This window comes from Telluria sp. RB2R28 (assembly GCF_059685835.1).
Genome location: NZ_JCASIK010000001.1, coordinates 1,112,105 through 1,125,761 on the forward strand (window position 1 = coordinate 1,112,105; position 13,657 = coordinate 1,125,761).

At 64.1% G+C, this 13,657-nt stretch carries 13 protein-coding genes; 11 read left to right on the forward strand and 2 right to left on the reverse strand.

Annotation, left to right across the window (positions count from 1 at the left end):
- Nucleotides 1-36 precede the first annotated feature (36 nt).
- The 5 genes from AC56LV_RS04990 to AC56LV_RS05010 all read left to right on the forward strand — a co-directional run bounded on the left by AC56LV_RS04990 (nucleotide 37) and on the right by AC56LV_RS05010 (nucleotide 3,110).
- Nucleotides 37-237, forward strand: a complete 201-nt coding sequence (locus AC56LV_RS04990; protein WP_499556306.1) for a hypothetical protein — start codon at nucleotides 37-39, stop codon at nucleotides 235-237.
- Nucleotides 238-350: 113 nt separating this feature from the next.
- Nucleotides 351-578, forward strand: a complete 228-nt coding sequence (locus AC56LV_RS04995) for a DUF6139 family protein (protein WP_183552258.1) — start codon at nucleotides 351-353, stop codon at nucleotides 576-578.
- A 189-nt stretch (nucleotides 579-767) separates the two neighbouring features.
- On the forward strand, nucleotides 768-1,667 hold the full coding sequence (lpxO, locus tag AC56LV_RS05000) for a lipid A hydroxylase LpxO (protein WP_332532131.1): 900 nt from the start codon (nucleotides 768-770) through the stop codon (nucleotides 1,665-1,667).
- A gap of 125 nt (nucleotides 1,668-1,792) precedes the next feature.
- A complete protein-coding gene (gene wrbA, locus AC56LV_RS05005) occupies nucleotides 1,793-2,392 on the forward strand; it encodes an NAD(P)H:quinone oxidoreductase (RefSeq protein WP_499454467.1) in 600 nt (199 codons plus the stop codon).
- Nucleotides 2,393-2,411: 19 nt separating this feature from the next.
- On the forward strand, nucleotides 2,412-3,110 hold the full coding sequence (locus tag AC56LV_RS05010) for a glutathione binding-like protein (RefSeq protein WP_499556307.1): 699 nt from the start codon (nucleotides 2,412-2,414) through the stop codon (nucleotides 3,108-3,110).
- Between the two features lie 19 nt (nucleotides 3,111-3,129).
- Here the strand turns inward: AC56LV_RS05010 and AC56LV_RS05015 are convergent, their stop codons facing one another.
- Both AC56LV_RS05015 and AC56LV_RS05020 read right to left on the reverse strand, forming a co-directional pair.
- Nucleotides 3,130-3,864: an SDR family oxidoreductase gene (locus AC56LV_RS05015; protein ID WP_499556308.1), complete on the reverse strand. Its 735-nt coding sequence runs from the start codon at nucleotides 3,862-3,864 to the stop codon at nucleotides 3,130-3,132.
- 239 nt (nucleotides 3,865-4,103) lie between these two features.
- Nucleotides 4,104-6,074, reverse strand: a complete 1,971-nt coding sequence (locus AC56LV_RS05020; protein ID WP_499556309.1) for a peptidase U32 family protein — start codon at nucleotides 6,072-6,074, stop codon at nucleotides 4,104-4,106.
- 164 nt (nucleotides 6,075-6,238) lie between these two features.
- Here AC56LV_RS05020 and AC56LV_RS05025 point away from each other — a divergent pair, with 164 nt between their 5' ends.
- The 6 genes from AC56LV_RS05025 (at nucleotide 6,239) to xylF (ending at nucleotide 13,616) form a co-directional block, all read left to right on the forward strand.
- Complete coding sequence (locus tag AC56LV_RS05025; protein WP_499556310.1) at nucleotides 6,239-7,342, forward strand: LacI family DNA-binding transcriptional regulator; 1,104 nt, start codon at nucleotides 6,239-6,241, stop codon at nucleotides 7,340-7,342.
- A gap of 398 nt (nucleotides 7,343-7,740) precedes the next feature.
- Complete coding sequence (locus AC56LV_RS05030; protein WP_499556311.1) at nucleotides 7,741-8,961, forward strand: fumarylacetoacetate hydrolase family protein; 1,221 nt, start codon at nucleotides 7,741-7,743, stop codon at nucleotides 8,959-8,961.
- Nucleotides 8,962-9,026: 65 nt separating this feature from the next.
- The gene (xylB, locus tag AC56LV_RS05035; RefSeq protein WP_308638191.1) at nucleotides 9,027-9,830 is read left to right on the forward strand and encodes a D-xylose 1-dehydrogenase; all 804 of its coding nucleotides are present in this window, start codon (nucleotides 9,027-9,029) and stop codon (nucleotides 9,828-9,830) included.
- Complete coding sequence (locus AC56LV_RS05040; protein WP_499556312.1) at nucleotides 9,827-10,699, forward strand: SMP-30/gluconolactonase/LRE family protein; 873 nt, start codon at nucleotides 9,827-9,829, stop codon at nucleotides 10,697-10,699. Before xylB ends, AC56LV_RS05040 begins: the two co-directional genes overlap by 4 nt.
- Before the next feature lie 21 nt (nucleotides 10,700-10,720).
- Nucleotides 10,721-12,499 carry an IlvD/Edd family dehydratase gene (locus AC56LV_RS05045; protein WP_332532123.1) on the forward strand — a complete coding sequence of 593 codons (1,779 nt, stop codon included), beginning with the start codon at nucleotides 10,721-10,723 and terminating at the stop codon, nucleotides 12,497-12,499.
- A 112-nt stretch (nucleotides 12,500-12,611) separates the two neighbouring features.
- Complete coding sequence (gene xylF, locus AC56LV_RS05050) at nucleotides 12,612-13,616, forward strand: D-xylose ABC transporter substrate-binding protein (RefSeq protein ID WP_499556313.1); 1,005 nt, start codon at nucleotides 12,612-12,614, stop codon at nucleotides 13,614-13,616.
- The last annotated feature ends 41 nt before the right edge of the window (nucleotides 13,617-13,657 follow it).

Sequence of the window (13,657 nt, forward strand, 5' to 3'; positions counted from 1 at the left end):
CGGGTATATTGCTTTCTCGTTCAACGTGGAGGCGATATGCTGAGTTTTCTGGTGTGGGTGCTGCTATTGATGGTGTGCTGGCCGATCGCGTTGCTGGCGCTGCTGGCGTATCCCGTTGTGTGGTTATTGCTGCTGCCGTTCAGGTTGCTGGGAATTGGCGTTGATGCCGTGTTCAGTCTGCTCAAAGGCATTGTCATGCTGCCGGCGAGGGTGCTGGGACAGCGCCCGGGCCACTGATAACGTTATGGCATGACTGAGTGTTGGGCAATTAACAGACGCTTCGAGCGTGATCTTCTACTGTGAACATGCTCGCTTTCATTCGAAAGCAAACATTGAATAGAGGAAATAATATGCGCCTGGATATCTACCGCCGAGCTGAACATGATGGCAAGTTTTCGTACCTGGCCGTGCCGGAATCGAAGAGCATTCCTGAAGAAGCCACCAACACCGACTGGGAAGTCCAAGCCCAGGGCTACGAGGTGGAAGACAATGCCGATGCCATCAAGGATTTCGACATTGAACACCTGAGCGACCAGATCGCCGAAAAAGGGTATGCGATCACGTCGGTGACGCACTAGGATTTCCCTGGCGGGCGGTCAAGCCCGCCAACATCTCTTCATCGGCAAGCGCGCAATTCGCGCCTTGCCGATGCGTCAGCATCTCTCCCTGAGAACCTGGCCCGCCCGCAACGGCCCCATAGCCGTTGTGGTATTCTGCGTCCTTGATCAAGCAAGCCAGCCACGCGATGGACTGGGACGGAGGATGGTATGAAGTGGGTTGTCGTCGGTTTTTACGTGTTATCGATCCTGCACATCCATTTCCGCGGCCGAGTCCGTTTACCGTTTCGTCGCCAGATTTTTGATCACTCGTCGTTCATGGCGCCGATCAATATCTTCATGCACAAGTTCTCGCGCGTACCCAATACGCCGTTTACGCCACTCTCCGAATTCCCCGAACTGGCCCGCCTGCAAGAAAACTGGCCGATCATCCGCGCCGAAGCCGAGAGCATGCTCGCGCTCAAGAAGATCAAGGCTGCCGAGCAGAATGACGATGCCGGCTTTAACTCGTTCTTCAAGAATGGCTGGAAGCGTTTCTACCTGAAATGGTACGACGCGAGCCACCCGTCGGCCGAGCGTCTGTGTCCGCAAACCTATGCATTGCTGCAGTCGATCCCGTCCGTCAAGGCTGCGATGTTCGCCGAGCTGCCACCCGGCGGCAAACTGAATCCGCACCGCGATCCCTTCGCCGGTTCGATGCGCTATCACCTGGGTCTGGCCACGCCGAACGATGACCGTTGCTTCATCGAAGTCGATGGCGAGCGCCACAGCTGGCGCGATGGCCAGGGCGTCGTGTTTGACGAAACCTATATTCACTGGGCGATCAACGGCAGCGACAGCGACCGCATCATCCTGTTCTGCGACGTCGAGCGCCCGATGCGCTATCGCTGGATGCAGAGCGTGAACCGCTGGCTCGGCCGCAACCTGATGACCGCCGCCGCATCGCCCAACGAAACAGGAGACCAGGTCGGCCTGGTCAGCAAGCTGTTCCGCATTTCGTTCTACATGGGCCAGTACCGCCGCCGCTTCAAGGCGTGGAACAAGACCGCGTACAACATCACGCGTGTGGCGCTGGTCATCGCACTGGCTGCATTCATCTACTGGATCTGACGCGCGCGGGTCTAACGCCGCCTTGCGCCGATACTTAGACAACACGACAAGCCATTGTAGCGAAACCGGCACCTTTGCCGATCTCGCTACAATGGCTTTTCTGTTTTCACCTATCGGAGAAGTCCATGGCAAAAGTACTGGTTCTGTATTACTCGACCTACGGTCATATTGAAACGATGGCCAATGCAGTGGCCGAAGGTGCGCGCGGCGCCGGTGCAACGGTCGACGTGAAACGCGTCCCTGAAACCGTCCCCGAAGACATCGCCAAGAACGGCCACTTCAAGCTGGAGCAGGCTGCGCCGATCGCGAAAGTGGATGAGCTGGAGCACTACGACGCGATCATCATCGGCGCGCCGACGCGCTACGGCCGCATGCCGAGCCAGATGGCGGCCTTCCTCGACCAGACCGGCGGCCTGTGGGCACGCGGCGCCCTGAACGGCAAAGTCGGCGGCGCTTTCACCTCCACCGCCACCCAGCACGGCGGCCAGGAGACCACACTGTTTTCGATCATCACGAATCTGATGAACCTTGGCCTGACCATCGTCGGCCTGCCATACAGCTACCAGCAGCAGATGACGCTCGACGAAGTCGCCGGCGGCAGCCCGTATGGCGCGACGACGATTGCCGGCGGCAAGGGTGAACGTCAGCCGAGCGAGATCGACCTGGGCGGCGCGCGCCACCAGGGCAAGCTGATCGCCGAGACCGCTGCCAAGCTGTTCGGCTGATCGGGCGGGCGCCATCACCATGACCGATCTCTCCGCATTCCCCGTCGCGCAGCAATGGCCGGCGCAACATCCGGACCGGCTGCAGCTGTATTCGATGCCGACGCCCAACGGCGTCAAGATTCCGATCATGCTGGAAGAGATCGACCTGCCGTACGAAGTGCACAAGGTCGACTTCGCCAAGGACGACCAGCATTCGCCGGCGTTCCTGTCGCTCAACCCGAACAACAAGATCCCGGCGATCATCGATCCGGACGGTCCCGGCGGCCAGCCGCTGCCGCTGTTCGAGTCGGGCGCCATCCTGATCTACCTCGCGGACAAGACTGGCAAGCTCATGCCTCAGGACCCGGCCGCGCGCTATCAGGTCATGCAGTGGGTGATGTTCCAGATCGGCAGCGTGGGGCCGATGTTTGGCCAGCTGGGCTTCTTCCACAAGTTCGCTGGTAAGGATATCGAGGACAAGCGCCCCCGCGACCGTTATGCCGACGAGTCACGCCGCCTGCTGGGCGTCATCGATGGCCAGTTGGCCCAGCATGCCTGGATCGCGGGTGACGAACTCACCATCGCCGATATCGCGATCTTCCCTTGGATCAATGGCCTGCTGAATTTCTACGAAGCAGGGGATCTGGTCGGCATCAAGGACTTCCCGCACGTGTCGGCCGCGCTCACGAAATTCCTCGCGCGCCCGTCCGTGCAAAAAGGGCTCAAGATCCCGGCGTGATCACGACGGTGAACCCGCCTCAGTAAGGACTGGCCGTCGGCCGCACGATCAGCTCGCTGACATCCACGTCGGCGGGCTGCTCGATTGCGAACCCGATCGCCCGCGCGATGGCCTCCGGCTTGATCGCCACCTTGCGAAACTCGCGCATCGCCTCGCGCGCAGCAGGATCCGAAATCGACTCCGCCAGGTCCGACTCCACGACGCCAGGCGACACCAGCGTGACGCGGATCGCGCCGCCGACCTCTTGCCGCAAACCCTCGGTGATCGCCGCCACGGCAAACTTGGTGGCGCAATACACCGCCGCCGTCGGGCTGACCGCATACGCGCCGATCGACGCGATATTGATGATCTGACCGCTGCCACGGGCCTGCATGCCGGGCAGCACGGCGGCGATTCCGTGCAGTACGCCGCGGATGTTCACGTCGATCATCTGGTTCCATTCATCGATCTTCAGGGCCTCGAGCTTCGACAGCGGCATGACGCCCGCGTTGTTAACCAGGACATCGATCCGGCCATGGCAATCGAGCGCGAAGTCGGCGAACGCGGTCATGCTTTCCATGCAGGTGACGTCGAGCCGGGCGACGTCGGCAGTGCCGCCTGCAGCGCGGATGGCGCTTGCCAGCGCGATCAGCTGCTCGACACGGCGCGCGCCAAGGACGACGCGGTGCCCCTGCGCGGCAAGAAAACGGGCGGTGGCTTCACCAATGCCGCTGCTGGCGCCCGTGATGAGGATGACTTTCGATGCGTGTTCCATGCTGTGCTCCCTGGTGTGTTGACAGTGGCGCAAGTATGGACATCGGGCGTGGCGTTGCCCATGCCGAAACCTCGGCATCGATTGCACGATCCTCCGGAAATGAATAACGGCGCCCGCAGGCGCCGTTTTGATGGCCGTCCCATGTCGCTCTGCGGTGTGCGAAAGTGCGTTGAACGCGTGGACGGGGAACCCGTCCACCCTACGATGCCATTCGCCGCAGCAGAGCTGGCAGCTGCGGGTCAGGCCCTTGGCCGCTGGCGATGGAACGTCAACGGCGTGTACGACACGGCCGATGGTGGCGGCTGCTTCAGGATGTTCGAGCGCATCGCGCCCACCACGTGCATTTCGCACGGCTTGCAGTCAAAGCGCAGCGTGTAGCGGTCTTCGCCGCTGACCAGCGTCATCGGCTCGGCCCTCACCTGGCCCTGCACGCCTTGCACGCCCTTGGCCTGTTTCGGGCACAGGTTGAACGAGAAGCGCAGGCAGTGCTTGGTGATCATCAAGGAGACTTCGCCGGCTTCTTCGTGCGATTCATAGGCGGCGTCGATCAGCTGCACGCCATGCTTCTGGTAAAACGCGCGTGCCTTGTCGTTGTAGACATTGGCCAGATAGCTCAGCTGCACGTCCGGATACACCGGCGGCGGCGTGGTCGCCGACTTGCGCTCGGGCCGCTGGCAGGCCGCCAGGCGCGCCGCTTCGTGCGCCGCGATGGCGTCGCGCCGCAGCGCATTGATCGCCGCGCTCGGCACGAACCAAGGCTGGCTCAGCTTGAGCTCGACGTGACCGGCTTCGAACATGGTGTTGCCGAGTTTGGCAACGCTGGCGCGCAATCCCGCATCGGCCTGCGCGGCCTGCGTCGCCGGCTGCAGGGCAATTGCTGCCGCTGCATGCGACGCGATGCCGTCCTCGTCGATGATGTCCAGGCGCAGGCCATCCGGCTGTTCGCTGAGCACCAGTTCCAGCGCCACCTTGCGCTCGGACGATTTCTTGTTGAGCGTTGCTTCCCAACCGTGGTCGCGGTTGCGGTGGATGACGGTGCCGACCTTCAAACCTGCCAGCGTCTGCATCGGTTCGTTCGGATAGACGCGCCAGCGCTGGCCGTCAGCTTCGTCGCCCAGCTTGTCGGCCTTGTTGGCCTGGATGCCGACCGTGTCGCGCTTGTACATATAGTTCAGGCCGTCGCCGTTGGCCATCGGCGCACTGGTGACGACATCGAAGCTGTCGCCATTCAGGCGCGCCACGATGCCCAGCTCCACGCCCACGTACTTCGGCGAATCGAACGCGCCGATATCGGTCAGGCGGCCCTGCGCGAAGTACTCGGTATGGCCGCGGTGGAAGTTCTTGTCGACGTCCGGTGTGAACATCACGCGCGTGCGGCCGCTCGAGGCGCGCACGAATTCCGGCCGCTGATCCAGCAGTTCGTCGAGCAGCAACCGGTAGTGGGCCGTGATGTTTTTCACGTAACCCATGTCCTTGTAGCGGCCTTCGATCTTGAACGAACGGATGCCGGCATCGACCAGAGCGCCCAGGTTGCGGCTCTGATCGTTGTCTTTCATCGACAACAGGTGCTTGTCGAACGCAACCACGCGGCCCTGGCCATCGCTCAGCGTGTAGGGCAGGCGGCAATTCTGCGAGCAGTCGCCCCGGTTGGCCGAGCGGCCGTTGTCGGCGTGCGAGATATAGCACTGGCCCGAATACGCCACGCACAGCGCGCCGTGCACGAAGTATTCGAGCGGCGTGTCGGTGACCTGATGGATCTTGCGGATCTGCTCGACCGTCAGTTCACGCGCCAGCACCAGTTGCGAAAAACCGACGTCGGCGAGGAATTTCGCTTTCTCTGGCCCACGGATATCGCACTGGGTACTGGCATGCAGCTGGATCGGGGGCAGGTCGAGCTCAAGCAGGCCCATGTCCTGGATGATCAGTGCATCGACGCCGGCCTCGTACAGCTGCCAGATCTGCTTGCGCGCCAACTCGAGTTCGCTGTCGTGCATGATCGTGTTCATCGTCACGAAGATGCGCGCCCGGTAGGCGTGCGCGAACTGCACCAGCCCGGCGATGTCCTCGAGCGGGTTGCTGGCATTGTGCCGCGCCCCGAATGCCGGGCCGCCGATATAAACGGCATCGGCGCCGTGCAGGATCGCCTCGCGTCCGATCTCGGCGGTTTTGGCGGGCGAGAGCAGTTCAAGCTCGTGGGCTAGCAATGACATGGGGAATCCTTCGATGCGAAGACCGGGATTATAGCCAGTCGGCGCGCTGCCGTCATGTGCCGCGACGTTGCGGCTCCCGCCGAAGCTGGAGGATGTTAGCGCAATCCCAAGCGTTGCTGTGCTAACATCAAGCCCATTTCCCTGGCCTTGAAAACTATCCTGACATGAGTAAAGTGACGCTCGACAGCATCCGTGAAGCGATGGAACACGGCAAGCCAACGATGGTGGACGTCGCCAAGCTGGCCGGCGTGTCCGCCATGACGGTCTCGCGCGTCATGAACGGGAAAACCCTGGTGCGTGAAAGCACCCGGCGCAAGGTCGCCGATGCAGTCGCTGCACTGAACTATACGCCGAACCAGGAAGCGCGCAATCTGGCCGGTTCCAAGCCGATCCGTGTCGGTTTCTTGTACAGCAACCCGAGTGCCGCCTACCTGAGCGAATTTCTCGTCGGCCTGCTGAACCAGTCGGGCCTGAACAATGTCCAACTCTTCGTCGAGAAGTGCGAGGCGGGCAACCACGAAACCGAACACACGCAGCGCCTGATCGACAATGGCCTCGATGGCGTCATCTTGCCACCGCCGCTGTGCGACAGCGAAGCCGTGCTGGGGTGCGTGGAACGCGCCGGCATTCCCGCCGTCGTCGTCGCCTGCGGTTCGCCCGCGCCTGGCCTGGGCGCGGTCAGCATCGACGACTATGATGCCGCCCACTTCATGACGCGCCACCTGATCGCCCTGGGTCACCAGCGCATCGGCTTCATCGTCGGCCACCCGAACCAGAGCGCCAGCGCGCGCCGTCTCGATGGCTACCGCGCCGCGATCGCGGAAATGAACGCCGACGCAGCCGACGAACTGGTGGTGCAGGGGATGTTTACCTATCGCTCGGGTCTGGACGCGGCCGAGCAGTTGCTCGCGCTTGCCGAGCGGCCGACGGCGATCTTTGCCAGCAACGACGATATGGCTGCCGCTACGGTTGCGGTCGCCCATCGGCTGGCGCTGGACGTGCCGGGCGATCTCACCGTGACCGGTTTCGACGATACCGCGCTGGCCACCACCATCTGGCCCGAACTGACCACCGTGCGCCAGCCGATTGCCGAGATGGCGCGCGAAGCAGTGCAGGCGCTCGTGCGGCGCGTGCGCGCGATGCGCGAAGAAGAGCCGGCCGAGCCGGAGCAGACGCGCATGGACTTTGTCCTGGTGCGGCGCCAGTCAGACGCCGCGCCACGCGTGCGCCCACCGGCGCGCTTGCCTGCTGCAGCGCGGAGCCTCTGACAAAGGGTCTGTCCCGGCCTCGGGCGGGGCAGGGACCATCTCCCGGCACGGCTGCGAACGCCACATCCATCGCCGTTCCCGCCCTCCTGCAAGCATTCCAATAATTCGTTGACAACCGTCCGAGCACAAGTTTAGACTGCAATGGTTGCGCTAACAATTCTGTTAAAGGATTGTTGTGACGCACATTAAAATAATCAAAAAGCATCAGGAGACGACCATGCAAGACCCGCACACCCGGCTGCCCGCCGGCGTGGCTGTAGCCACACTGCGCCGCGCGCCTTCCCGTCACACCTCCTGAGTACCGGTTTGTCCCGACCGCGCGCGCCACGCTGCTTTGCATCCGTCTTCGCAGCCGTCTGCGCGCCCGCCCGGACCCGTCACCACGAACGAGAGAAAACATGACCGCATCTTCCGTCAACGCGCTACCTGACGCGCTACCCGGCGCGCTCCCCGCTGACATTGCGTCGGCCCTGCTGGTTGGCCGGGTCTGGCGGCCGGCGCCGATCGACGGCCCGGCAGTCGTCGCCGTGCGCGCCGGCCGCATCATCGACATCACCCACCACGCAGCCACCGTCGCCGACCTGTTCGAGCGCGACGCCGCCGACATGCTGGCGATCGTCAAGAGCGCCGCGGGCGAGGATCTGGGCGATGCTGCCAGCCTGGTGCAAGCGGCGCTGGACGGTGGCCTGGGCGAGGGCGGCGTCCAGCTGCTGGCGCCGTGCGACCTGCAGGCCATCAAGGCCGCCGGCGTGACGTTTGCCGTCAGCCTGCTCGAACGCGTCATCGAAGAACAGGCCAAGGGCGATCCTGCCCGCGCCTCTGCATTGCGCACGGAACTGCAGGCGACCATCGGCACCAACCTGGCCGAGATGGTGCCGGGGTCCAGCGCCGCGATGCGCCTGAAAACGGAGCTGAGCGCGCGCGGCCTGTGGTCGCAGTACATGGAAGTGGGCATCGGCCCCGACGCCGAAGTCTTCACCAAATCGCAACCGATGTCGTCGCTGGGCCATGGCGCGGTCGTCGGCCTGCACCCGTCGTCTCACTGGAACAACCCGGAACCCGAGATCGTGCTGGCCGTGAACAGCCGCGCCGAGATCGTTGGCGCCGCGCTGGGCAACGACGTCAACCTGCGCGACATCGAAGGGCGCAGCGCGCTCCTGCTGGGCAAGGCCAAGGACAACAACGGCTCGTGCGCCATCGGCCCATTCGTGCGCGTGTTCGACGGGGACTTCACGCTCGACACGCTGCGCAGCTGCGAAGTGAGCATGCTGATCGAAGGTGCGGACGACGGTTTCACGCTGGCCGGTTCGAGCCGCATGCGCGAGATCAGCCGCGACCCGCTCGACCTGGTGGCACAGACCTGCGGCGCGCACCACCAGTATCCGGACGGCTTCATGCTGTTTCTGGGGACGATGTTCTCGCCGATCAAGGACCGCGGCGCGGCCGGTGGCGGCTTCACGCACCACCCGGGCGACAAGGTCACCATCTCGACCCCGGCGCTGGGCGCCCTGGCCAACACGGTCGGCCGCAGCGACACCATCGCGCCCTGGACCTTCGGCGTGCGCGCGCTGTACCAGAACCTGGCGCGGCGCGAACTGCTGGCAGGCCGTCCAGCATGACCCCACCCGACGGCGCGCCCCACGATTTGCTTTCCGATCCGCTTCAAGATAACCACGAGTTCACGATGCACGATTCAACACCAGATTCCACCCCCGCCGCACTGGTCTACGCGACCTATCCCGACCTGCGCGACAAGCGCGTCGTCATCACCGGTGGCGGCACCGGCATCGGCAGCGAACTGGTGACGGCGTTTGCCGGCCAGGGCGCCCAGGTCTGGTTCCTCGATATCGCCAAGGAAGCATCGACCGCGCTGGCCGACGCGCTGGCCGGTTCCGCGCACAAGCCGCGTTTTTTGCCGTGCGACCTGACCGACCTCGATGCGCTGGCCGCGACCTTTGCCGCCATCGAAGCGGAAGCGGGCGGTATCGACATCCTGCTGAATAACGCGGCCAACGACGACCGCCACGGCATCGACGACGTCACGCCCGACTACTGGGAAAGCCGGATGGCAGTCAATCTGCGCCACACCTATTTCTGCAGCCAGGCAGCAGTGGCGATGATGCGCCGCCAGGGCAGCGGCGTGATCCTCAATTTCGGCTCGATCTCGTGGTACCTGGCGTCGAACCAGCTGTCGCTGTACATGATGGCCAAGGCGGCGATCGAAGCGATGAGCCGCGGCCTGGCGCGCGACCTTGGCGCCGAGAACATCCGCGTCAATACGGTGATTCCCGGCGCCGTGCGCACGCCGCGCCAGCAGGCCCTGTGGCACACGCCGGAAGAAGAAGCGCGCATCCTGGCCGGCCAGTGCCTGCCGCAGCGCGTCGAGATGCAGGACGTGGCAGCGCTGTCGCTGTTCCTGGCCTCGAACAACGCGCGCCGCTGCAGCGGCCGCGAATACTTCGTCGACGCTGGCTGGTACGGCGCATGACCGGCGCCGTGCACTGCCTGTGGGACGTCAAGGCCACGCTGGGCGAGGGCGCCTTGTGGGATGCGGTCCGGCGCAAGATCTGGTTCGTCGACATCAAGGGCCGCCGCATTCACTGCTGCGATGAAGACGGCGGCGCGCGCCAGAGCTGGGATGCGCCGTCGCAGATCGGCTTTCTCGCGCCGAGCGACGATGGCGGCATGGTGTGCGGGCTCGAAGATGGCCTGTATCGCTTCGTCGAGAACGATGGCGCGTTCATCGCGCTGGCCCGCGTCGAAGCCGACCTGCCAGGCAACCGCTTCAACGATGGCCACGTCGATGCAGCAGGCCGCCTGTGGTTCGGCTCGATGGACAATGGCGAGAGCGAGGCCACCGGCACGCTGTACCGCTTCGACGGCGCCGGCCAGCCGGCACGCGCGATGGACGCCGGCTACATCATCACCAACGGTCCGGCCATCAGCCCGGACGCGACCACGCTGTACCACACCGACACGCTGGCGCGCACGATCCACGCCTTCGACCTGGGCGCGGACGGCGCGATCAACGGCAAGCGCCTGTTCGTCACGCACGAAGGCAGCGGCCATCCGGATGGCATGGCAGTCGACGCAGAAGGGCACCTGTGGGTCGTCGTCTTCGGCGGCTGGCGTATCGACCGCTACGATCCGCAGGGACGCAAGGTCGATGAGGTGCGCTTCCCGTGCGCGAACATCACCAAGCCGGCCTTTGGCGGCGACGATCTGCGCACCGTGTATGCCACCACCGCGCGCAAGGGTTTGAGCGAGGCCGATCTGCTCGCGCAGCCGCTGGCCGGTGGCCTGTTCACGTTCCGCGCCGATGCGCCGGGCCTGCCGCAACATGCGTTGCACCTGTAACGCGCACTGGAGAATCACCGCATGACCAAGCAATCCACCTTCCGCTTCCGCTCGCAGGACTGGTTCGACAATCCGGAGCGGATCGACATGACGGCGCTGTACCTCGAGCGCTTCATGAACTACGGGATCACGCCCGACGAACTGCGCTCGGGCAAACCGATCATCGGCATCGCCCAGAGCGGTAGCGACATCACGCCGTGCAACCGCATCCACCTGGAACTCGTCAAGCGCGTGCGTGACGGCATCCGCGATGCCGGCGGCATTCCAATGGAATTCCCGCTGCACCCGATTTTCGAGAACTGCCGCCGGCCGACTGCGGCGCTGGACCGCAACCTGGCCTATCTGGGCCTGGTCGAGATCCTGCATGGCTACCCGATCGATGCGGTGGTGCTGACGACCGGCTGCGACAAGACCACGCCGGCCCAGCTGATGGCCGTGTCGACGGTCGACATGCCGGCCATCGTGCTGTCGGGCGGCCCGATGCTCGACGGCTGGTTCGATGGTGAACTGGTGGGCTCGGGCGCCGCGATCTGGAAGGCGCGCCGCCAGCTGGCGGCCGGCTCGATCGACGAACAGAAATTCATGAACATCGCCACCGCCTCGGCCCCGTCGGCCGGCCATTGCAACACGATGGGCACAGCGTCAACGATGAACGCCGTGGCCGAAGCGCTGGGCATGTCGCTCACTGGTTGCGCCGCGATTCCCGCACCGTACCGCGAGCGCGGCCAGATGGCCTACGAGACGGGCCGGCGCATCGTCGGCCTGGCGATGGAAGACGTGCGCCCGTCGAACATCCTGACGCGCGACGCGTTCCTCGATGCGATCGTCGTCAACGCGGCCATCGGCGGCTCGAGCAATGCGCAGCCGCACATCATGGCCATGGCGCGCCATGCCGGTGTGGAGATCACCACCGAAGACTGGATGACCTACGGTTACGAAGTGCCGCTGCTGCTGAACATGCAGCCCGCTGGCAAATACTTGGGTGAGCGCTTCCACCGCGCGGGCGGCGTGCCGGCCGTGATGTGGGAACTCGACCAGGCGGGCCTGTTGCGTTCGGATCGCCTGACGGTGACCGGCAAAACGCTGGCCCAGAACATCGACATGCACCAGACGATGGACCGCGAGATGATCCGCCCGTTCGCCGATCCGCTCAAGGAAAACGCGGGCTTCCTGGTTTTAAAGGGCAACCTGTTCGATTTTGCGATCATGAAGACGAGCGTGATTTCGCCCAGCTTCCGTGAACGCTACCTGGCCACGCCGGGCGCCGAGAACTGCTTCGAGTGCAAGGTCGTCGTGTTCGACGGCTCGGACGATTACCATGCGCGCATCAACGACCCGGAGCTGGGCATCGACGAGCACACGATGCTGGTCATTCGCGGCGCGGGCCCGATCGGCTGGCCCGGTTCGGCTGAAGTCGTCAACATGCAGCCGCCCGATGCGCTGATCAAGCGCGGCATCAACAACCTGCCGACGCTGGGCGATGGCCGCCAGTCAGGCACCTCGGACAGCCCGTCGATCCTGAATGCGTCGCCTGAAAGCGCAGCCGGCGGCAATCTCGCGCTGCTGCACACGGGCGACATCGTGCGCGTTGACCTGGTGCACGGCCGCTGCGACGTGCTGCTGTCGGACGCTGAACTCGAAGCGCGCAAGCTCGATACGCCGCCGGCGATCCCGCCAAGCCAGACGCCGTGGCAAGAGATCTACCGCGCGACGGTGGGCCAGTTGCACACTGGCGCCTGCATGGAACTGGCCTTGCCATACCGGGCCGTGGCCGGCGCAATGCCTCGGCATAACCACTAAACCGCAGTTTGTACGATGACTAAAAGTGGCATTAATAGCCATTCTTGAGCAGAATGTCGGAACTTCGCCCGGACCCTACTGTCCAGGCGTCGAAAATACACTGGAGACAAGCATGAAAAAACTCATCACGGCAGTCGGCATCGGTTGCGCAATGCTGTTCGCATCCGCCCCCGCCATGGCCGACGCCAAGAATCCGAAGATCGGTTTTTCGATCGACGACCTGCGCCTGGAGCGCTGGACCCGCGACCGCGACTACTTCATCGGCGCGGCCGAAAAGCTGGGCGCCAAGGTCTACGTGCAGTCGGCCGACGCCAGCGAGCAGCGCCAGATCGCCCAGATCGAGAACCTGATCTCGCGCGGCGTGGACGTCCTGGTCATCGTGCCGTACAACGCGACGGTGCTGAACAACGCGATCCGCGAAGCCAAGAAAGCCAAGATCAAGGTGCTGTCGTACGACCGCCTGATCCTCAATGCCGATGTCGACGCCTACATCTCGTTCGACAACAAGGCTGTTGGCGAACTGCAGGCGCAGTCGATCGTCGCGCTCAAACCGAAGGGCAGCTACTACCTGCTGGGCGGCGCGCCGACCGACAACAACGCCAAGATCCTGCGCGAAGGCCAGATGAAGGTGCTGCAACCGCTGATCGACAAGGGCGACATCAAGGTCATCGGCCGCCAGTGGGTCAAGGACTGGAGCCCGTCGGAGGCGATGGCAATCATCGAAAACGCACTGACCGCCAACGGCAACAAGATCGACGCCGTCGTGGCCTCGAACGACGCCACCGCCGGCGGCGCGATCCAGGCGCTGTCGTCGCAGAAGCTGGCCGGCAAGGTCCCGGTCTCGGGCCAGGACGCCGACCTCGCGGCAGTGCGCCGCGTGATCGCCGGCACGCAGGCGATGACGGTCTACAAACCGCTGCGCAATATCGCCACCAGCGCCGCGACGCTGGCGGTGCAACTGGTGCGCAACGAGAAGCCCGCCTACAACGCGCAACTGAATAACGGCTTCAAGCCCGTCAATACCATCCTGCTCAAGCCGATCCTGCTGAACAAGGCCAACGTCGACATGCTGGTCAAGGACGGCTTCTATACGCAGGGCCAGCTGGCCGGCAAATAAGCCGGCGTTACCCTGCTACAGCGCCCGCGCCTGCGGGCGAA

Excerpts from the sequence above, each read along its gene's own strand:
- AC56LV_RS05010 (WP_499556307.1), top strand. The coding sequence starts at position 2,412 with ATGACCGATCTCTCCGCATTCCCCGTCGCGCAGCAATGGCCGGCGCAA.
- wrbA (WP_499454467.1), top strand. The coding sequence starts at position 1,793 with ATGGCAAAAGTACTGGTTCTGTATTACTCGACCTACGGTCATATTGAA.
- AC56LV_RS05020 (WP_499556309.1), bottom strand. The coding sequence starts at position 6,074 with ATGTCATTGCTAGCCCACGAGCTTGAACTGCTCTCGCCCGCCAAAACC.
- AC56LV_RS05025 (WP_499556310.1), top strand. The coding sequence starts at position 6,239 with ATGAGTAAAGTGACGCTCGACAGCATCCGTGAAGCGATGGAACACGGC.
- xylF (WP_499556313.1), top strand. The coding sequence starts at position 12,612 with ATGAAAAAACTCATCACGGCAGTCGGCATCGGTTGCGCAATGCTGTTC.
- AC56LV_RS05045 (WP_332532123.1), top strand. The coding sequence starts at position 10,721 with ATGACCAAGCAATCCACCTTCCGCTTCCGCTCGCAGGACTGGTTCGAC.
- AC56LV_RS04990 (WP_499556306.1), top strand. The coding sequence starts at position 37 with ATGCTGAGTTTTCTGGTGTGGGTGCTGCTATTGATGGTGTGCTGGCCG.
- lpxO (WP_332532131.1), top strand. The coding sequence starts at position 768 with ATGAAGTGGGTTGTCGTCGGTTTTTACGTGTTATCGATCCTGCACATC.
- AC56LV_RS05040 (WP_499556312.1), top strand. The coding sequence starts at position 9,827 with ATGACCGGCGCCGTGCACTGCCTGTGGGACGTCAAGGCCACGCTGGGC.
- AC56LV_RS05030 (WP_499556311.1), top strand. The coding sequence starts at position 7,741 with ATGACCGCATCTTCCGTCAACGCGCTACCTGACGCGCTACCCGGCGCG.
- AC56LV_RS05015 (WP_499556308.1), bottom strand. The coding sequence starts at position 3,864 with ATGGAACACGCATCGAAAGTCATCCTCATCACGGGCGCCAGCAGCGGC.
- AC56LV_RS04995 (WP_183552258.1), top strand. The coding sequence starts at position 351 with ATGCGCCTGGATATCTACCGCCGAGCTGAACATGATGGCAAGTTTTCG.
- xylB (WP_308638191.1), top strand. The coding sequence starts at position 9,027 with ATGCACGATTCAACACCAGATTCCACCCCCGCCGCACTGGTCTACGCG.